Annotated in this window: 20 protein-coding genes; 8 read left to right on the top strand and 12 right to left on the bottom strand. The window is 48.7% G+C overall.

Annotation, left to right across the window (positions count from 1 at the left end; genetic code table 11):
- The first annotated feature begins 577 nt into the window (after window positions 1-577).
- The 3 genes from PsAD26_RS17065 (at window position 578) to PsAD26_RS17055 (ending at window position 3,982) form a co-directional block, all read left to right on the top strand.
- Window positions 578-1,438 (top strand): metallophosphoesterase, encoded by an 861-nt coding sequence (locus tag PsAD26_RS17065; RefSeq protein ID WP_063311416.1) that lies wholly within the window; start codon window positions 578-580, stop codon window positions 1,436-1,438.
- A gap of 305 nt (window positions 1,439-1,743) precedes the next feature.
- On the top strand, window positions 1,744-3,150 hold the full coding sequence (gene leuC, locus PsAD26_RS17060; protein WP_063311420.1) for a 3-isopropylmalate dehydratase large subunit: 1,407 nt from the start codon (window positions 1,744-1,746) through the stop codon (window positions 3,148-3,150).
- A 274-nt stretch (window positions 3,151-3,424) separates the two neighbouring features.
- The gene (locus tag PsAD26_RS17055; RefSeq protein WP_063311415.1) at window positions 3,425-3,982 is read left to right on the top strand and encodes an HNH endonuclease; all 558 of its coding nucleotides are present in this window, start codon (window positions 3,425-3,427) and stop codon (window positions 3,980-3,982) included.
- Between the two features lie 34 nt (window positions 3,983-4,016).
- Here PsAD26_RS17055 and PsAD26_RS17050 read toward each other — a convergent pair whose 3' ends face one another.
- The 6 genes from PsAD26_RS17050 to PsAD26_RS17025 all read right to left on the bottom strand — a co-directional run bounded on the left by PsAD26_RS17050 (window position 4,017) and on the right by PsAD26_RS17025 (window position 10,146).
- A complete protein-coding gene (locus tag PsAD26_RS17050; RefSeq protein ID WP_063311414.1) occupies window positions 4,017-4,592 on the bottom strand; it encodes a hypothetical protein in 576 nt (191 codons plus the stop codon).
- Between the two features lie 26 nt (window positions 4,593-4,618).
- On the bottom strand, window positions 4,619-5,149 hold the full coding sequence (locus PsAD26_RS17045; protein WP_063311413.1) for a TadE/TadG family type IV pilus assembly protein: 531 nt from the start codon (window positions 5,147-5,149) through the stop codon (window positions 4,619-4,621).
- A 4-nt stretch (window positions 5,150-5,153) separates the two neighbouring features.
- Window positions 5,154-6,554, bottom strand: a complete 1,401-nt coding sequence (locus PsAD26_RS17040; protein WP_193758305.1) for a vWA domain-containing protein — start codon at window positions 6,552-6,554, stop codon at window positions 5,154-5,156.
- Window positions 6,555-6,858: 304 nt separating this feature from the next.
- Window positions 6,859-8,808, bottom strand: a complete 1,950-nt coding sequence (gene acs / locus PsAD26_RS17035; RefSeq protein ID WP_063311411.1) for an acetate--CoA ligase — start codon at window positions 8,806-8,808, stop codon at window positions 6,859-6,861.
- Between the two features lie 176 nt (window positions 8,809-8,984).
- On the bottom strand, window positions 8,985-9,383 hold the full coding sequence (locus PsAD26_RS17030; RefSeq protein WP_084403719.1) for a DUF1761 domain-containing protein: 399 nt from the start codon (window positions 9,381-9,383) through the stop codon (window positions 8,985-8,987).
- A 160-nt stretch (window positions 9,384-9,543) separates the two neighbouring features.
- Window positions 9,544-10,146, bottom strand: a complete 603-nt coding sequence (locus PsAD26_RS17025) for a glutathione S-transferase family protein (RefSeq protein WP_063311418.1) — start codon at window positions 10,144-10,146, stop codon at window positions 9,544-9,546.
- Between the two features lie 463 nt (window positions 10,147-10,609).
- Between PsAD26_RS17025 and PsAD26_RS17020 the strand changes: the two genes are divergently transcribed.
- Both PsAD26_RS17020 and PsAD26_RS17015 read left to right on the top strand, forming a co-directional pair.
- Window positions 10,610-11,947: a D-alanyl-D-alanine carboxypeptidase family protein gene (locus PsAD26_RS17020; RefSeq protein ID WP_063311410.1), complete on the top strand. Its 1,338-nt coding sequence runs from the start codon at window positions 10,610-10,612 to the stop codon at window positions 11,945-11,947.
- A gap of 70 nt (window positions 11,948-12,017) precedes the next feature.
- Window positions 12,018-13,121 (top strand): GTP-binding protein, encoded by a 1,104-nt coding sequence (locus tag PsAD26_RS17015; RefSeq protein WP_084403718.1) that lies wholly within the window; start codon window positions 12,018-12,020, stop codon window positions 13,119-13,121.
- A gap of 66 nt (window positions 13,122-13,187) precedes the next feature.
- Here PsAD26_RS17015 and PsAD26_RS17010 read toward each other — a convergent pair whose 3' ends face one another.
- The 6 genes from PsAD26_RS17010 to PsAD26_RS16985 form a co-directional block, all read right to left on the bottom strand.
- Window positions 13,188-14,069, bottom strand: coding sequence for a 3-hydroxybutyryl-CoA dehydrogenase (locus PsAD26_RS17010; protein ID WP_057464631.1), 882 nt, complete (start codon window positions 14,067-14,069; stop codon window positions 13,188-13,190).
- A 146-nt stretch (window positions 14,070-14,215) separates the two neighbouring features.
- Window positions 14,216-15,145 carry an electron transfer flavoprotein subunit alpha/FixB family protein gene (locus tag PsAD26_RS17005; RefSeq protein WP_063311408.1) on the bottom strand — a complete coding sequence of 310 codons (930 nt, stop codon included), beginning with the start codon at window positions 15,143-15,145 and terminating at the stop codon, window positions 14,216-14,218.
- A 24-nt stretch (window positions 15,146-15,169) separates the two neighbouring features.
- On the bottom strand, window positions 15,170-15,919 hold the full coding sequence (locus tag PsAD26_RS17000; RefSeq protein ID WP_063311407.1) for an electron transfer flavoprotein subunit beta/FixA family protein: 750 nt from the start codon (window positions 15,917-15,919) through the stop codon (window positions 15,170-15,172).
- A gap of 290 nt (window positions 15,920-16,209) precedes the next feature.
- A complete protein-coding gene (locus tag PsAD26_RS16995) occupies window positions 16,210-16,785 on the bottom strand; it encodes a cob(I)yrinic acid a,c-diamide adenosyltransferase (RefSeq protein WP_063300790.1) in 576 nt (191 codons plus the stop codon).
- 23 nt (window positions 16,786-16,808) lie between these two features.
- Window positions 16,809-17,003, bottom strand: coding sequence for a twin transmembrane helix small protein (locus PsAD26_RS16990; RefSeq protein ID WP_063286199.1), 195 nt, complete (start codon window positions 17,001-17,003; stop codon window positions 16,809-16,811).
- Window positions 17,004-17,043: 40 nt separating this feature from the next.
- Window positions 17,044-17,574, bottom strand: a complete 531-nt coding sequence (locus PsAD26_RS16985) for a TspO/MBR family protein (RefSeq protein ID WP_084403717.1) — start codon at window positions 17,572-17,574, stop codon at window positions 17,044-17,046.
- A gap of 183 nt (window positions 17,575-17,757) precedes the next feature.
- On the opposite strand from PsAD26_RS16985, the gene PsAD26_RS16980 reads away from it, so the two are divergent.
- The 3 genes from PsAD26_RS16980 to PsAD26_RS16970 all read left to right on the top strand — a co-directional run.
- Window positions 17,758-18,909 carry an MFS transporter gene (locus tag PsAD26_RS16980; protein WP_063300791.1) on the top strand — a complete coding sequence of 384 codons (1,152 nt, stop codon included), beginning with the start codon at window positions 17,758-17,760 and terminating at the stop codon, window positions 18,907-18,909.
- A gap of 8 nt (window positions 18,910-18,917) precedes the next feature.
- The gene (locus tag PsAD26_RS16975) at window positions 18,918-19,361 is read left to right on the top strand and encodes a GNAT family N-acetyltransferase (RefSeq protein WP_063300792.1); all 444 of its coding nucleotides are present in this window, start codon (window positions 18,918-18,920) and stop codon (window positions 19,359-19,361) included.
- Window positions 19,362-19,431: 70 nt separating this feature from the next.
- Window positions 19,432-19,690 (top strand): DEAD/DEAH box helicase family protein (locus PsAD26_RS16970; protein WP_153041526.1); only part of this gene is annotated, 259 nt, incomplete at its 3' end.

Raw genomic sequence — 19,690 nt, 5'->3', positions numbered from 1 at the left:
AGTTTGTCGTAGGCTGGGCGGGGCTTCTGGAAGACGTAACGCACCTTTCAGTGGTCCGGTGAACCGAACTTCAAACGTGACCGCATGGTTTGAGGGGAAGGGCCCAGGACTATAGGGTATCACGCGGTGACAGATACAAGCGCACCGGCAGTAAAACCTGCTTTTGCAAATGGATCTGTCAAAGACGGAGGAACTGTTTGGGCATGGAAACGTGTCTGGGTAAGCCACTGTTTTTTCAGGGAAACCGGCTATCGTGCCTTATAGGCAAAAGAGGCGACGTTGTTCATTATAAAAAGCCCGGGCAAGGCGTGTAGCCAATGCCGAAGAATTAGTTTCAATAAGTAGCGCAGGTATTGCCTGCCGCCTTGCTCATCCCGATTATCGGGAACTCTGGTCCAACACTGCATGGGATGCCATGTGGTGCTGTTGGTGTTTGAAGTGTAAATGTGACAAGTTCTGATGCGCACCCTTTGCGCAAGTTTTCAGGGGGATATTCCGGGGAGCTGTCAGAATACAATTAATCCAAGTGGGTTAGGTTGGTTCTGAAAGATGCAATGAGTAGGGGGCTTGAAGGCAAATGGTGATCGCATTCATCATCATTTTCATCATGTTACTCGGTATTTATGCCGTGTTTGTAGAGCCTTGGCTGCCACCGAGAATTACCCGGCATAAAGTTGTTGTTTCTCCAGAAGCTCTTGGCCAAAAACCTTTGCAAATTGTTGTTATGACCGATCTGCATGCCTGCTGGCCGTGGATGCGCCCTGAACGGATTTCGCGCATCGTAGAGCGCGTGAACAGCCTGGAGCCTGATCTTATTGCGCTTTTAGGCGATTACCACACAGCCATGCATCCTCCTTTCGCAAAGCCTTTGGCCTCTGCTACCGCTTGGGCGCAGCCTATGCAGCATTTGAAGGCGCCTCTGGGTGTTTTTGGTGTACTGGGCAACCATGATTGGCTTGAAGGTGGTGAGGACGCCAGAGAGGCGTTGGAAGCTTCTGGAGTAACTGTTCTTGAAAACAGAGCTCAGCGGGTATCTACGCGAGGCAACTCTCATGTCTGGCTTTTGGGACTGGATGATCAGTATGGCGAGGCCTGCCAGTTGCACGGGACGGGACGCCGGGATGATCTTGAGGTGGCCTTAAGTCAGGTTGAAGATGACAGCGCCCCGCGGATTTTGCTTGCCCATGAGCCGGACATCTTTCTTGAGGCCAATAAATCCGTAGATTTGACAGTGAGCGGGCATACGCATGGAGGGCAAGTTCGCTTGCCGTTTATTGGTGCATTGACAATACCATCGCGGCTTGACCGGAAGTATGCGAAGGGCGCTTTTGAGGAAAATGGAAGCACTCTTATCGTTGGCAGCGGGCTTGGATGCTCGGGACTTCCAATCCGTTTTCTTTGTCCGCCAGAACTTTTGCTCATAGAAATATATGCTTAGGCTACAGGGTATTGATCGCATCAAAGGGATTGTTTGATTGCGTCTAACTTGCTTTCATTACCTTTCCGTCTTGAGAGAATCTCAAGGCAAAGAAGCTTGATATTTTGGTGATCTGGGCCGATTAATAGAGCCAGTATAGCGGGAGCTTCGTTTATTGTTGCTTCCGTATTTTCAAGATTTATGCGGCCGCAGAGAGCTGCAGGTAATAAGTGAGTGGTCCTGTTTTCTCGGATCTTGAGCGCTTGGTAGGTGCGATCAGAGCCGGATTTGAAACAAGGATCATTCGTTTCCAGGAGACAAGCGCAATGTCGCAGGCCAAAACTCTTTACGATAAGATCTGGGACCACCACGTGGTCAACACGCAAGAAGACGGCACTTGCCTGCTTTACATTGACCGCCACTTGGTACACGAAGTGACGAGCCCGCAGGCATTTGAAGGCCTGCGTATGGCTGGCCGTCAGGTGCGTCACCCAAAGCGTACACTGGCTGTTGTTGACCATAACGTGCCGACCACTGATCGCTCCAAAGGTATTGATGATCCTGAAAGCGCGTTGCAGGTTGATACACTTGCGAAGAATGCTGCTGAGTTTGGTGTTGAGTACTACTCAGAGCTCGATCAGCGTCAGGGCGTGGTGCACATCGTGGGTCCTGAGCAGGGCTTTACACTGCCGGGCATGACCATCGTTTGTGGTGACAGCCATACATCCACTCATGGTGCTTTTGGTTCTCTTGCACACGGTATCGGTACTTCTGAAGTTGAGCACGTTCTGGCGACGCAGACGCTGATTCAGAAGAAAGCGAAAAACCTGCGTGTGACTGTGAATGGTCAGCTGCCGGAAGGTGTGACCGCGAAAGATATCGTACTGGCGATCATTGGAGAGCTGGGTACTGCTGGTGGCACCGGTTACGTCATTGAATATGCTGGTGAAGCGATCCGTAACCTGTCTATGGAAGGTCGTATGACCGTCTGTAACATGTCTATTGAAGCTGGTGCACGTGCTGGTCTGATTGCTCCGGATGAGAAAACTTTTGAGTACCTGAAGGGCCGTCCTAAATCACCTAAGGGCGCCGCATGGGAACAGGCACAAGCTTACTGGGAAACTCTGTTTACTGATGATAATGCAGAGTTTGATACAGAAATCGTTCTGGACGCAGCGAACCTGCCTCCAATCGTGACCTGGGGCTCTTCTCCTGAAGATGTTGTTTCCGTTACCGGTGTTGTTCCTAATCCGGCTGAGATCGAAGACGACAACCGCCGCGCTTCTAAAGAACGTGCGCTTGAGTACATGGGTGTTGAAGCTGGTCAGAAGATCACCGACATCAAGGTTGACCGTGTGTTTGTTGGTTCTTGCACCAACGGGCGTATCGAAGATCTGCGCGAAGCTGCTGCCGTTGTTAAAGGCAAGAAGGTTGCAGACACCGTTAGCGCGATGATCGTTCCGGGTTCTGGCCTGGTGAAAGCACAGGCTGAAGCGGAAGGTCTGGATGAAGTCTTCAAAGATGCTGGTTTTGAATGGCGTGAGCCTGGATGCTCCATGTGCCTGGCGATGAATGCTGACAAGCTGAAGCCGGGCGAGCGTTGTGCTTCAACTTCCAACCGTAACTTTGAAGGCCGTCAGGGCTTCAAGGGCCGTACGCACCTTGTTTCTCCAGGAATGGCGGCTGCGGCTGCGATTGCCGGACACTTTGTTGATGTGCGTCACTGGAAGTAATCGCAGATAAAATTTTGTAAATGAGCGGGAGTAGGTGACTATTCCCGCTTTTTTTATTTTGGAACTGATATTGCGACAAAGTGTGTCGTGCGGATCTAATTGTCTGATCTATCGCGGGTTTATGCTGATGTGCTTTGTCGGTATTTCGAATTCCTTAGGGTAAGGAGGATTGTCAGACTTCACATAGCTGTCATTTGCTGACTACAATATCAAAACATCTCAAGATGATTTCCGCTCAGGCGCTTGTGTTCTGAGCGAGACTCGGGAGCATGTTGTGAACGCAGTCGTTTCAGAAGGCGCATTCCCGGCGCTTGTGTTGAATGCAGATTATCGGCCTCTGTCTTACTACCCCTTGTCTTTATGGGGGTGGCAAGATGCGGTGAAGGCTGTGTTTTTGGATCGGGTTAGTATCGTCTCTGAATACGATCAGGTTGTGAGAAGCCCGAGTATTGAGTTTCAACTCCCCAGCGTTGTTGCGCTGAAGTCCTTTGTGGAGACAGAGCGAAACCCAGCCTTTACGCGGTTTAACGTGTTTTTGAGAGACAGGTTTCAATGCCAGTATTGCGGATCTCTGAAGGATCTGACGTTTGATCACCTGATCCCTCGCAGTAAGGGAGGGCTGACCACTTGGGACAACGTCATCACGGCTTGCTCTCCTTGTAATTTACGCAAGGCAAACAAATCCTGGCAAGAAATGAACATGCGGCCCATGCAAATGCCGTTTATCCCACGTGTGCATGACCTACATAACAACGGCCGCCTGTTCCCACCCAACTACTTGCACGAGAGCTGGTTAGATTTCCTCTACTGGGACAGCGAGCTTGAGCCGTGACATTTATAGTATTATTCTGAATATAAATCGTGCCTCATTCACGGCATGAGCCTCTTTCTTCATCTAGAGGAATGACGTTGAGAAAACGTGGGCGCCGCACAGTTGTTTCTTGCAGATCAATGTCGCTAATTAAATCCAACTTGAAAATTGGCTTATAGGTTCCAAATACTTGGGTAATCAAAATAGCCTGCCCTGCTGGCACCTCTGGTAATTCTAGATCATCTATGAGCTCTTGAGTGACATGAAGAGTTGGATTGGAGGCACAAGACCATAGAAATGTTAGGGTGTTAGTAGCAAAATCATTTCTTGCACTTGCAACGACAACAGCGAAATCGTCAGTTTCTGCTGCAGACCCAACTAATGCTTGACCTACCAAATACAGCTCTTGGGCTGCTTCTTCATCCATAACGTTTTGGCGTGTTACAAGATCGACAATTGTAAATGCAGCCCTTTCATGAAGGCGTTTAGTGCGAAAACCTTCGACGAGAACTGAGCTGGCAAGAAGTAGAAGTAATAGCACGGGAAACACTATTGCGAACTCAATCGCCACCACGCCCTTAACATCCCTGAAGAAGTTAGATTGCCTCATTGAGGAAAGACTGTTCTCCATCGTGATACTTCTCCAATGAGGGATTTTCAAAAGGGTTCGTTGACAAAAGCACTACTGGAAACAAGCGCAATACGGCCATTGGATGCAGATGGTAAGCTGAGCGCAAAGCCAATTCCAGGTAAGAGGAGCTTTTTCATGAAGCATACGCGCATGAACATAAACTGGTCTCTGACGCCAGGGTTGTAACCTATAGCTGGGTCGGGCGTTGTGCCGCTGTCACGACAGATAATATCGGTTTGTGGATCACTACGTAAAGACGTAATGGGTGTTACTCTCAATGTGAGATTCTTGCGGCATTCAGCTCCAGCAAATATAAGGTCATCGCAAATTGCTTTTTCGAGATCGCTTTTAGTTACTTGTCCACTTGAGGCGGCGCCAATGTAGATCTGCTTAGTAGCATTCGTGACTGCTCGGTCGAGTAGTTCCCGTTGTGTGTAGATCATACCAACTTCAAAAGCGGCAAAAACAAAGTAAAATAATACGGGAGCCAGTATTGCAAACTCAATGGCTGTTACACCCGCAGAACTACGCCAAAAGCGGAGGGTAAGTGATAGCATCGCTCTACCCCTTAATCCTGAGCTGGGAAATTGCTCTTTGGATGGAGTCAAATGCTGATCCGATATCTAGATTGTCGACGAGATAATAGTTGCCAATATTTGTTGCACAATATTGCAACATTTCTTCAGCATTACCATTAGCTGGAATCTTAAAGCCAATAGTGAAGACAGTGACACCATTGGTGCGCAGATCATTGCATACACGTTTGAAGTAACCATAAGCACTGTTTGTGTTAGGAGATGTGCTTGTCCAACCTTTTGGCAGCATTGTTTGCTGATTACGGCTTCCTTTAGTATCTCCTTTTGAATAATCTATTGGTCTATACTGGGCAGTGATATCGCCATCTGTCATCAAAATCATAAACTTGAGCGTTTTTGCGTCATTGAAATTGGCAGGTCGATCGGAGTTATCGCCGCCAAGTTGACCGCGCCACTTTGGTGAAAGGGCTTTTAATCCCCAAATAGCACCAATATCCATACCTGTGCCGTCGGAGAGTTCCATATCATCAATGCGATTTTTGATTTTAGTTGGATTGCTTGAGTTCAAGAGCATTGCGGTAGAGGCAGGTGGACACCATGGGTTGCCATCGTTCCATTTCCAAAAATCAGGCAACTGGGGGCGAGACTCAAGAGGAATTAGATCTTCACTTGCATCTTCTGGCCGATATTCAATGCAATTCCCACCGTCTGTGAATCTGAACTTTCCAAAAGGAATTCCGCTTCCTACATAATAGTCATAACGAGATGGGTCTTTTTTTTGTTCTCTTTCATTTATTACCCACTTTTCGAATAATTCAGATCCAACATTAACTGTGCCCCCAAAAGGTATTAGGCTTACGCTAGCTTCTTGAAATAGTTCATCGTCAAAAATTGCATCAACAAAATCTTTTGCTGCCGGTATTAGTTTGTCGATTTTTCCACTACGATCCATCGAAGATGAAATATCTAGAACCAGCGCAATCTCTGCATCGGACTTTGTTTGCGTTGCGACAGAGCTTGCATATGCCGTTAATTTATCAATACCAATTATCTTTAGAAAACTCGTTGGTAGTGCGATGGAAGCATTTACCGTGATCGTTCTTGAGTTCGTGGTCACTTCCGGGGCGGGCACTTGAATATCAACTGTTCTCCAAAGATCTGTGTCTGGTAAATTTGACTTCACGTACTCTTTTGAAGTTTTTTCTAGATCAGAGGAGGACCTAAGTGATGCTGCTGCTAATGCAGCGGATTCTGTGGCAGCGCGAAGTCTATTTTCAATACTTGCAAAATGTGCAATGTCTACTGCACCGGCTACAGAAATAACCAGCGGTATAAATAATACGGCGACCATTATTGCTACATTGCCACTCGCATTACTTTGAAATCGTAGGAAGTTATTTCGACCTAGAATATACAGACCACGCATATGAAAGCTTTCCCAATGCATATTACAGGTTGTCTAAGGGAAACGACCCGATTCGACCAATCAAACAGCTATCTTTAACAATGTAATTTTAAACCAGAATTCTATCTAAATTTCTTCAATGTTGATTGTTTCTTTTCGCGATATAGAATTTATAGTTTATAGAAAGTTTACAGACGGGGACTGTAAGAAATGACATTGTACGTAGTCTGGTGCTAGATTTTAAAGTAACTTTATGTTTTTGAAGATAAAAACCCCGCCACATCGGCGGGGTTTTGTGTTCTAGGTTTTATTTGATAAGTTTCGCCTAAACCGTTTCAGCTTTGTTTTGGCGGTTGTCGATTAGGTCGCCTACGACGGTTGGGTCGGCTAGGGTTGAAGTGTCGCCGAGGTTGTCGAAGCTGTCCTCTGCGATTTTGCGGAGGATGCGGCGCATGATTTTACCGCTGCGGGTCTTTGGCAGGCCCGGGGCGAACTGGATGAGATCTGGGGAGGCAATTGGGCCGATTTCAGCGCGGACATGCTTGACCAATTTCTTCTTCAGTTCTTCAGAGGGCTCTAAGCCTTCCATGAGGGTTACATAGGCGTAGATGCCTTGTCCCTTCACATCATGCGGATAACCAACTACTGCAGCTTCTGAGACCTCTGGATGGGCGACGAGGGCGCTTTCAACTTCAGCGGTCCCCATACGGTGCCCAGATACGTTGATCACGTCATCAACCCGGCCGGTGATCCAGTAGTAGCCATCTTCGTCACGACGACAGCCATCGCCAGTAAAGTAGAAACCTTTGTAGGTCGCGAAGTATGTCTGGACGAAGCGCTCGTGGTCTCCGTAAACGGTTCGCATTTGGCCTGGCCAACTGTCTGTTATGACGAGGTTGCCTTCAGTTGCGCCTTCCTGGAAGTTGCCTTCAGCATCAACAATAGCAGGTTGAATGCCGAAGAATGGGCGTGTTGCGGAGCCTGGCTTGAGATCTGTTGCACCTGGTAGTGGTGTGATCAAGATGCCGCCGGTTTCGGTTTGCCACCAGGTATCAACGATTGGGCAGCGCTGTTCGCCGACAATGTTGTTGTACCATAACCATGCTTCTGGATTAATTGGTTCGCCTACGGATCCTAGAACGCGCAATGATTTGCGGGATGTGTTGGTTACATATTCATCACCTGCGCCCATCAATGCGCGAATTGCGGTTGGGGCGGTGTAGAAGATGTTGACGTTGTGTTTGTCACAGACTTCCCAGAATCGACCTGCTGTCGGGTAGGTTGGAACCCCCTCAAACATCAGGGTTGTTGCGCCGTTGGCAAGTGGACCGTAGAGGATATAGCTGTGGCCTGTGACCCAACCAACATCAGCCGTACACCAATAGACTTCGCCTGGGTGGTAGTCAAAAACGTATTCATGCGTCATGGAGGCATAAACGAGGTAACCACCAGACGTGTGCATCACGCCTTTTGGCTGGCCCGTTGAGCCTGAAGTGTAGAGAATGAAGAGCGGATCTTCGGCGTTCATTTCCGCTGGTGGGCAATCTGCAGAAGCTTTTTCGGTTTCTTCGTGATACCAGAGATCGCGGCCGTCCATCATATTGACGTTGCCACCGGTGCGTTTCACAACGAAGACCTTGTCGACATTGCCGCATTTTTCGATTGCGCGATCAGTATTCTCTTTCAAAGGAACTGTTCTGCCACCGCGGACACCTTCGTCAGCTGTGATGACAAAGCGTGATTTGCAGTCTTCGATACGTCCGGCCAAGCTGTCAGGTGAGAAACCACCGAACACAACAGAGTGAACTGCGCCAATCCGGGCACACGCGAGCATTGCGTAGGCTGCTTCAGGGATCATTGGCATATAGACAGTGACGCGATCGCCTTTTTGCACGCCATTGGCAAGCATGACGTTTGCAAAACGGTTCACTTCTTCAGACAGTTGCTTGTAAGTGATTGTCTTGCTTTGATCCGGCTCATCACCCTCCCAGATGATTGCTGGCTGATCGCCGCGCTCTGCCAGATGACGGTCAATGCAATTGGCTGCTACGTTCAGCGTGCCGTCTTCAAACCATTTGATGGAAACATTGTGGTAGTCGTAGGACGTGTTTTTGACCTTGGAATAAGGCTTAATCCAGTCAATCCGTTTTCCGTGCTCTCCCCAGAACCCGTCGGGATCTTCAACGGACTTCTTGTACATTTCCAAGTACTGCTCGTTGTTGAGCAGGGCGTTTTCGGCAATCTCAGCCGGTACTGGATATACATCACCAGTCATGGTCAATCTCCCCATTTCCTCCACGGGTAATCACATACCCAACTCCTGTGGCGTATTATGGGCAGCTGCCGTTGGGGCGTCTAGCGAATATGCTTCGAACTTTCGTAGGTCCCTTTGTCTCTAGGTTCGTTTGGCCTACGAAAATTCAGCAATACGAGATGTCGAGGTATCCGGAATTAACCAGATATCAGCGCATAAACCATGCCTTGAACCATCAAAACGCCGAGCCAATGCCCTGCATCGATGAGCGTAAGCATCCATGAGGCTCGTTGGAATTTGTGATTGACGATCAGGCCTGTGAGTACAAAGCCGCCCCAGATTACGATTGCTGCAGTCACGCCACTGGCAATGGCGACTGAGCCTGAGTAGACGAGAATTCCGGCAAGGACGAAAGCCATGATCATTTCGCAGAGAAAAGTAATGACGTAAGTGGAAGGAGACATTTGGACGTCTTCTTCTGATATGCCGACAGCATTCATCCAGGAATATGACAGCATATAGTACCAAATAGAACCAAAAATATATGAAGCGATTCCCGCAGCAAGCACACCTGGTAAGTAAATTCCTTCAAACATATCAATACACCCTGTAAAAGATATGGTGTGCACATGACTTGAGTATTTATTATTTGAAAAATGTATTGAAATTATTTGGTAGCTTCAAGTGCTACTCAATTTCTAATCGCGCTGAAACTGTGGGAGAGGGTGGGCTGGGCCACCCTCGTACTTCAGCAGGTTATTGCATTGCCGCAGCTTTTTCATTGGCCTTTGCAAGAGCTGGTCGACTTAAAGCCCTTGAAAAATATTCGCTGACAGGTCCTTCTGGCCATTCAAACTTGGAGATTTTAGCCCAGACTGCACAATGGCCGATGATGATATCAGCAATTGTGAAAGTTTCGCCCGTCGCCCAAGTGTTTTCGCCAAGGCGTTTCTCAAGCAGCTTCATCGATTTGTTCCATTCAAATCGGCAAGCAGGTTTAATGTCTGGTACGCGTTGGTCTTCAGGGTGAATAAATGAGTGTTTTGCAGCCATCCAGAGGATGGAGTCCATTTCATCAAGGGCGAAGTTTGTAAAACTATCCTGCCGGGCGCGATCTAAAGTTCCTGATGGGAATGACAGGCTGGAATGTTTGTCTGCTAAATAAGTACAGATTGCCGTTGAATCGTAAATGGTTTCTCCGTCAACGATCAGGGCAGGAATCTTGCCTGATGGATTTACGGCATAAACATCTTCCTGATGAGGTTTGCTGGGCACGACCTCATAAGGCAAATTCAGTTCTTCCAATAACCAGAGTACCCGCATGGTTCTTGATTGCGGGTGGCCAATAACTTTGTACATAAGATCCTCCTCTTGGATCCGATCATCTGCGTTGATGGTGAAAAAGAAAAGCAAGAATGACTGCGACTTGAGGATAAGCTTTCAGATTACAAGGTGCGCAGCTTTAAATAGGCAAAGTTGAAGGACGCTGAGGTGAGTAAAAAGAAGAGCCCCTTACAACTAAAGGGGTGATTGCGACAGTGTCTCTTTGTTAGTTTGACTTCACAAAATAACCATTGGAAGAGAATGTCCTGAAATGTTTGGAAATGGCGGGCTTTTACTGGTATTATGACCCCAATATTTCGGGAGAGACACCAATCTTTATTGCCGGTGTCTGGTGACATAGTTTTTATTGTTTACCCCTACTGTATTACCTAACGGTAGCTTGGGCTGTTCATGAAACTAAACTAGCAACTGAGCTATCGAAGACAGCTATGCAAAGGTTGTTTGCTGCAAAAACTGGTAGGCGTGGAGCGGTAAGATCGTGAATTTTTCGGTTTATTGGATTGCTCAGAAACTTCGATTTTTTGCGGTTTTCGCAATAGCTTTGGCTTCTGTGCTGACAAATGCTCGTGCAGATGTCGCTGCATGGTTGTTGATGGACGCCGATAATGGCCGTGTTTTGGAGCAGAACGGTGCTTTCGACCGCTGGTACCCTGCTTCGCTTACGAAGATGATGACCGCCTATATTGCCTTCAAGAGTATCTCTCAGGGTGAAATGGCTATGAGCGATATGGTGATGGTTTCTCAAAACGCACTCAACCAGCCACCAAGCAAGATGGGGTTTAAGGTCGGCACGACAATCACGCTCGATAATGCCTTGAAGATGATCCTTGTGAAATCGGCCAATGATATTGCAGTGGCCGTTGCTGAGCGGGTCGGCGGCACTGAAGAAGACTTTATCAACGAGATGAATGCTACTGCGCGTCGGCTAGGAATGTCGCATACCAGTTTCGTCAATCCTCACGGTTTACCAGATAATCGACAGGTCTCATCTGCGCGTGATATGGCGCTGCTAGCGAGTGCACTGTGGAACCAATTTCCGCAGTATCGCTCTTACATGAGCCATCCGGGAATTAGATTTGGCCGGAGAACATTTCGGTCCGGAAACAGGGACTTCCTTCTGCGTACGGATGGTGCAAATGGCTTGAAAACTGGATATATTTGTAATTCTGGTTTCAATGTTGCGACTTCTGCAACGCGCAATGGAAGAACAGTTATTGCTGTTGTTCTGGGGGCTGCTTCCAGTTTAGAGCGCTCAGCCTTTGCTAAGAAGCTCATTGATAGCGGTTTCAAGAAGACAGCAGGAACCAAGATTACGGCGTTCCGTGGAAGTGGGAATATCAACCCACCAAAAGACCACTACTGTAAGCGCAATGCTAAGCCAACGGCTCAACAGCTCGTTGATCGGTTTGGGACAAAACGTGGCTCTGCCAGCATGATGGCTTATGCTGATGCGGCCAGTCCGAGCCCACGCGGTAAATCTATTCGCCTTTCCAAGAAGAAAGTGAACTGGGGTTTGGTCTATGAAGAAATTCTGGGCCCACAGTTGAAGTCATATGCACCGGTGACTGTGCGTATTGGCAATGAGCACCCTGTTGTCGCGCTAAAAAAGCTTGGAAATGCAGTGCCTTTGCCAACTCCTAAGCCTGGGGCGCAAAAGAGCTTGGAGCCCGCGCCTATTGGAGGCATTCAGCAGCTTAATGTGCCAGTGGGCAAGGGGGCCTCTTTACAGCCGCTGAAATCAACTCCTAAACGAGATTTGTTTGGTAGCCCGGGTGGGCTCTATGCTAATACGTCTGCCTTCGGTAAAACGCAGTAACCGTAGCTACAGGCAGTGCAGAATTATGGCTAGTACCCAAGAGAGGCGGAGTCCGCCAACCCCGATCCCAATGAGCGTCATTACTGGCTTTCTGGGAGCGGGTAAAACAACGCTTCTTAATCGAATTCTCAAAGAGCCAGTGTTGGAAAATACAGCGGTCATCATCAATGAATTTGGTGAGATCGGTTTGGACCATTTGCTCGTAGATACCATTGATGATGGGATCATCGAGCTTTCATCTGGTTGCTTATGCTGTACTATTCGTGGTGATCTCATCAACACGTTGGAAGATATTCTGCGCCGCATAGATAATGGCCGCATGAAGAAGATCGACCGTGTGATTATTGAAACAACTGGTTTGGCTGATCCAGCTCCAGTGTTGCACACTGTGATGCTGCATCCGTACTTAGTCATGCGATATCGACTTGATGGTGTGGTGACATTGGTCGATTCCGTCAATGGTCTGGATACGATCCATTCTCATGAGGAAGCGGTCAAGCAAGTCGCTGTTGCCGACCGGATCGTGATGACGAAGACGGATTTACAGGAGCCTTCTGATGATCTGCTGGCTGAGCTGAAGCATTTGAACCCTGGCGCAATTGTGCTTAACGCACAAGAAGGTTCTGCAACGGCTGCTGCACTCATCAACTGCGGACTGTACAATCCTGAGAGCAAAATCCCAGATGTTCAGAAGTGGCTGAAGGAAGAGGCGTACAAAGATGAGCACGCTTCACATGATCATCACGGACACCATCATCATGGTGATCATCATCACGACCCAAACCGCCATGGCAAAGATGTTCGCGCCTTTACGCTTGAGACAGACAGCGCGATTCCCAATGCTGCACTGGAGATGTTCCTAGATCTACTGCGCTCTGCACATGGTCCTAAGCTTTTGCGCGTTAAAGGGATTATAAAGACCGTAGAACACCCGGATCAGCCTTTGGTGATCCATGGGGTGCAGCATGTCTTCCATCCACCTGCACGGCTTGCAGAGTGGCCTGATGCGGATCAGAGAACGCGGCTGGTCTTCATTACCAAAGGCCTGTCTGAGGGCTTTGTGAAGAAGATGTTTGATGCATTCACCGGCGGTGTTGCTGCCGACACGCCTGACCGCACTGCGATGATGGATAATCCGCTTTCCATTGGTGGATTCAGCGGTACGTTTAAATAATTAGCTGAATAGCAGCAATAAAAAAGCCCGCTCAAGTGGCGGGCTTTTGTGTGTCAGATAAACGCACTAGCGAGTAGGGACTGGAACCTCACCGCGGTAGTCATAGAAACCGCGCTGGGTTTTGCGTCCAAGCCAGCCTGCCTCAACGTACTTCACGAGTAGTGGGCATGGGCGGTATTTGCTGTCTGCGAGGCCTTCATAGAGCACCTGCATGATGGACAGACAGATATCCAGACCAATGAAATCAGCCAGTTGCAGCGGGCCCATCGGGTGATTTGCACCCAGGCGCATTGCTGTGTCGATTGCTTCAACGGAGCCAACACCTTCATAAAGAGTGTAGATCGCTTCGTTGATCATCGGTAGCAGAATACGGTTCACCATAAAGGCTGGGAAGTCTTCTGAAACTGCAATCGTCTTATGCAAGCCAAGGGTGTAGCCCTTGGAAAGTTCAAAGGTTTCATCGCTGGTTGCAATGCCACGAACAAGCTCAACGAGTTCCATAAGCGGAACTGGATTCATGAAGTGGATACCGATGAATTTTTCTGGACGGTCTGTAGCAGATGCCAGACGCGTGATGGAAATAGACGAAGTGTTTGTGCCAAGGATGGCATCAGGCTTCAGAATTGGGCAAACACTTTGATAAACTTTGCGTTTGACCTGCTCGTTTTCACTCACAGCTTCAACAACGAGGTCTGCATCGCTTAGGGATTTAACATCGTCAGATGTCTTGATACGGGTAAGAGCGAGGTCGCGATCTTCTTCAGTGATCGTGCCTTTTGAGATCTGACGTGCCATATTGCCATTGATGCTGGCCAGGCCTCTGTCGATACGATCCTGATCGATATCGTGAAGCACGACATCGTATCCTGCCAAAGCACTTACGTGTGCGATGCCATTGCCCATTTGACCGGCGCCAATAACACCGACTTTCTTTACTTCGACCACCATTGTCAGATCCAAATTCTTACAAGCATCGATTAAACGTGCTTTGACGTTCTCGTAACAACATACATCGCAAGTCTTGCCTCAAACAGCAAGAACCCCAGAATGAAATATTAACATCCCGGGGTTCCTGAAAAGCTAATCAAATATGATTAGAGGGCTTTTTCCAGTTCAGGAAGAGCTACGAACAGGTCTGCGACAAGTCCGTAATCAGCAACCTGGAAGATTGGTGCTTCTTCGTCTTTGTTAATTGCGACGATGATCTTGGAATCTTTCATGCCTGCAAGGTGCTGAATTGCACCGGAAATGCCACAAGCGATGTAAAGATCAGGTGCAACAACCTTACCGGTCTGACCAACCTGCCAATCGTTTGGTGCGTAACCAGCATCAACAGCTGCACGGGATGCACCGATTGCTGCGCCGAGCTTATCAGCAACAGGAGTGATGACTTCGTTGAACTTCTCTTCGGAACCGAGAGCACGACCACCGGAGATGATGATCTTAGCGCCTGCGAGTTCTGGACGATCAGAAGCTGCGATTTCTTCACCCACGAAGGAGGAAATTGCCGGATCAGCAGAAGCTGCAGCAGCTTCAACTGGAGCAGAACCGCCTTCGGCAGTTGCAGCGAAGGATGCTGTACGAACAGTCAGAACCTTCTTTGCATCAGCAGACTGTACAGTCTGGATTGCGTTACCTGCATAGATTGGACGCTTGAACGTGTCTGCAGATTCAACGGCAATGATTTCAGAGATCTGCATTACGTCGAGCTTAGCAGCAACGCGTGGCAGAGTGTTTTTGCCATTGGTTGTCGCAGCAGCAACAACAGCGTCGTAATCAGCAGCAAGTGCAACGATCAGATCGCCAACTGGTTCAGCAAGCTGGTGCTCATATGCTGCGTCATCAGCAACAAGAACCTTAGCAACGCCTGACAGTTTGGAAGCAGCTTCAGCTGCTGCTCCACAGTCTTTACCAGCAACGAGAATATGAACGTCGCCGCCCATTTCTACAGCTGCTGTCAGTGCCTTAGCCGTTGCTTCGTTCAAAGCAGAATTGGAATGTTCAGCCACAAGAAGCGTGGTCATAATGCTAACTCCTCTTGACCTATCTTAAAGAACGCCAGCTTCGTTTTTGAGCTTGTCTACCAGCTCATCAACGGAAGCGACCTTAACGCCTGCCTTGCGTGCATCAGGCTCAGCAGTGCTGAGAACCTTGAGGCGAGGTGTAGCGTCTACGCCATAGTCCGCCAGTGTTTTCTCAGCAATCGGCTTTTTCTTTGCCTTCATGATGTTTGGCAGAGAAGCGTAGCGAGGCTCGTTCAAACGCAGGTCAGTGGTGACAATCGCTGGCATGTTCAGCTTAACAGTCTGCAGACCTCCATCGATTTCGCGGGTGACGTCTACTGTGTTATCGCCAAGGTCAACCTTAGAAGCGAATGTGCCCTGTGCCCAGCCCAGAAGTGCAGCAAGCATCTGACCAGTCTGGTTGCAGTCGTCATCGATCGCCTGTTTGCCGAGGATAACGAGACTTGGCTCTTCTTCGTCAACGATGCCTTTGAGAACCTTAGCTACTGCGAGAGGCTCGGCGATGTCGTCGGTCTGAACGAGAATACCGCGGTCAGCGCCCATTGCGAGGCCGGTGCGGATCGTTTCAGTCGCCTGCTTAGGGCCGATGGAAACAACAATGATTTCTGTTGCTTTACCAGCTTCTTTCAGGCGAAGAGCCTCTTCAACGGCGATTTCGTCGAAGGGGTTCATGGACATTTTGACGTTTGCGAGTTCAACGCCGGAGCCATCCGCTTTCACGCGAACTTTTACGTTATAGTCAACGACCCGTTTTACGGGCACGAGAATTTTCATGTTCCTAGAACCTCCACTAGAAATGCAGGGGAGTATGCGTCGCCACCAAGTTGATAAGACACAGCTTCCGCCGGGCTACCAGAGCCAAAAGGGAATGCAAATTGCATTACATTTGCGGCGACCGTACTGAGCAATTTTGGGGCTGTCAACGATCGCCTAGGGTAAATAGGTATTGGGTTTCAACCAATGTATAAGGCCAAGTGGCCTTAAGGTGAAGATAGTTGTCCATAAGTGTTGATAGTTTACCTATTCGTCAAGTACCTTTGGTCTATTTTTTCATCAAAAAATCGCTATCTGTTTTTGCCCGCTACCCACAAAACGTCGCCTTCGCCCTTCAAATTTGCATAGCGAGATGCAACGAAGAAGAGGTCGGAGAGGCGGTTGAGGTACTGCAGGGCTTGTTTGTTGACTTTCTCTTTTTGAGAGAGCGCAGCAACGAGGCGCTCAGCGCGGCGAGAGACGGTTCTGGCTTGATGCAAGTGCGTTGCCAACGGTGTGCCACCCGGTAATACAAATGATTTCAACGGTGTAAGCTCAACGTTCATCTGGTCGATTGCGTCTTCCAGAGCGCTTACCTGATTAACTGTGATGCGCAGAGGTTCGTATCCGAGGTCTTCGCCGGTATCTGGTGTTGCCAGATCGGCGCCGAGATCGAACAAGTCATTCTGAATACGGCCAAGCAATTCATCCAGTACTGGCATCTCTTTGGATGCGTGCAGGCGGACTATGCCGACGACTGAGTTGGTTTCATCAACGGTTCCGTAGGCCTCGATGCGCAGATCATGCTTTTGCCTGCGCTCTCCGCTGCCAAGTGCAGTGGTGCCGTCGTCGCCAGTTTTTGTATAGATCTTATTGAGAGTGACCATTTTCTACCAATTTCAAACCAAAATCAGGATGTGCTTGCGAAGTAAACGGAAAGCATAATCAATATGATAGCTGCGAACTGCAAGAGAACGCGATATCTCATAAGCTTTTGCGAACGGTTTGGATCTCCTCCGCGCATCATGTTCCAAAGGCCGAGGGCGAGGACCAGAGCGACGGCGAAAAGAGCAATAGGAACTAGAGTGGCAACAATACCGCTCATCAAAATCTCCAATAATAAAAGTCTCGATTGAGGTGTTGGATTAATTCAGAACCACAATAGAGGCATTCAGGACGGCTGCAAAGCTAACCCAAAGGAGATAGGGCAGATAGAGCCATGCTGCAAAGATTTGCGCTCTATAAAATAGTCGGAAAGTGAAAAAACTTAGCGCGAGCAAGATGATAAGGACAACAAGGCCAAGTGTTGGGTTTTGCTGTCCGAAGAATGCCCATGACCAAATTCCGTTTAAAAACAAAACTATAACGAAAGTTAGCTGAATACTGGTTTTCGAAGGTGGTTTGGCTGCTTCGTTGGTGCCAGTCTGTTGAAATTCAGTGGCCAGCCAGATGCTGATGCCAAGAAGTGCGTAAAGAACGGACCAGACCGGTGCAAAAATCCAGTCAGGTGGATTGAAGGATGGTTTGTTGAGAGAGGCGTACCATTCAGGGATGGCCGGTGCAGTAACGATGCCGCCGTAAGCTGCTGTTGCATAACATAAAAGCCCCCATCCAACGAGACGACTCCAGACAACTCTGTTCTTTAACTTGGCTTTTGTGGTGTCGCTTAGGGGCACGGAAATTCCTTTTTGAAAGGTTTTGCGCAGAAATGCGTTTTTTACGCATATCCTGCGTTGATTTGCGTTGTTACGTCAGCAAACGGCGTTGTGTTGTATTAGGTGCTCTACACAGCTTGCATTTTTCTAAAATATCACGCTAGATATTTAATAGGTCGTTTTTCTCTCTTCAAAGCTTTTTCCATGACACAACAAGCAGTCCTTGGTGCGCGCGATGTGAATCTTATTCGCGGCGTCTTCTTTCTACAACCTATAGCGCTTGGCGCTTGGTTTCCACGCATCGCAGAAATTCAGCAAAGACTTCAGGTGAGTGAAGGGGAGTTTGCCCTTGCTCTTGTCGGAATGCCGGTTGGGCTGCTGTTCATGCTGATGTTTGCCGGGCGACTAACGGAGAAGTTTGGAGCGCGCCAGCTTTTGATCGCGGGCCTGTTTGCGTTCATCTGTCTGATGCCATTGCCGACGTATGCCGAATCCATTCTGCAGCTGTTTGTTTATTTGGCAGTTGTTGGCAGTGCATTGGCGTTTGTGGAACTGTGCATGAACGTGATTGCGGATAAGACCGAGCGGAAGAGCGGGCAGCTCATTATGTCGGGTTGTCATGGCTTGTGGAGCCTTGGTGTGCTGGTGGGAAGTCTGATCAGCTCGGGCTTTTCCTGGGTTGGTTACGGGCCATCTGAAAGCATTCTCATGGCAAGTGGTATGGCGCTATTACCAGCGCTGTTTACCTCCTACAGCCTGACAGAAGGCCGAGAGCCAGATATTGCAGAGAAGTCCGAGAGTGGTTTCCAGATGCCGAGTGGGGCGCTGATTGCGGTGTGCTTCTTTGCGTTTGGCATCACAATGACAGAGGGTGCGATTGCTGATTGGTCTGCGATTTATGTGACTGATCTGTTTGATCTATCTGCTGGTTACGCAGGTATTGCCTATAGCGCTTTTGCTCTGATGGTGACATTCGGGCGCTTAACCGGAGACTGGTTGCGATCTCGTGTTGACGTTCAGATCGCAGCTGCTGGGATTGTTATCCTTGCTCTCATTGGCGTCGGAATTCTGGTGATTTCGCCAAACTATGCGGTGTCATTGCTTGGTTTCGGTCTGGTCGGGCTGGGCGTTTCTGGTGGCTTTCCGCTGGCTGTTACGGCTGCTGCTGAAAAACCGGGCCGCTCTGCTGCTGTCAATGTGGGCTTGATGACGCAGATTGCTCTCGGCGGTTTCCTTGTCGGTCCACTCGTCATCGGCTATGCCGCTGATCACCTCGGCATCCAGGGCGGCTTTATGCTGATGTTACCGGCACTTGTGCTGAGCTTGCTGATGAGCCGGTCCTTGATTAAGCGGTGAGGGGAAGTATGAGAGAACTAGAGATTAGTTTTCGGAGCATTCCTGCAACGTTGACATACAAACTACGTCAGCAAGTGCTCTGGCCAGACTCGCCGATAGAGCGGGTCATGGTTCCAGAAGATCACCAGGCCCTTCATATTGGAGCATTTGAAGAAGAAAACCTGATTGGTGTTGGGTCTTTCTTCTTCGATCTGCCCTCTGTGAGACTGCGAAAACTGGCGGTGTTGCCGGATAAGCAAGGGCGCGGCATCGGAAGCAACCTCATACGGTTTGCAGCAAACCAGCCTGACTTGCAAAAAGCGGATTACATCTGGTGCGACGCAAGAGAAGATGCTGTTGCTTTCTACCAGCGCCTCGGTTTCAGCACAGAGGGAGAAGCTTTTGAAAAATCAGGGGTTTCTTATGTGCGTGCACGTGTTGAACTTGTGCCACTGTCTCTGAAGATTATTTAGTTCTTATATGCAGTTTTGTGATGATGATAGCATCAATCGACGATTTTTAGACGAGAAATCAACCAGTTAAATGACATTTGATAATTTGAGTTTCCAAGCGTCCTGGAGAGAGTATCAAGAGCGCGTTCTCGCTGAGTTAGATACCCATCTGGATGATGACCACTTGCATATTGTTGCAGCTCCAGGATCAGGGAAGACTATTCTTGGATTGGAGGTCATGAGGCGAGTAGGCCAGCCTGCGTTAATTCTTGCCCCGACGATTACGATCCGCAATCAATGGATAGAACGCCTCACATCCTTGTTTTTGCCAGAGGATGAAGAGCGGCCTG

Source organism: Pseudovibrio sp. Ad26 (genome assembly GCF_001623285.1).
Classification (GTDB): Bacteria; Pseudomonadota; Alphaproteobacteria; order Rhizobiales; family Stappiaceae; genus Pseudovibrio; species Pseudovibrio ascidiaceicola.
Note: the sequence above shows the minus strand (reverse complement) of the source record. Positions and strands in the feature narration are given on the sequence as shown.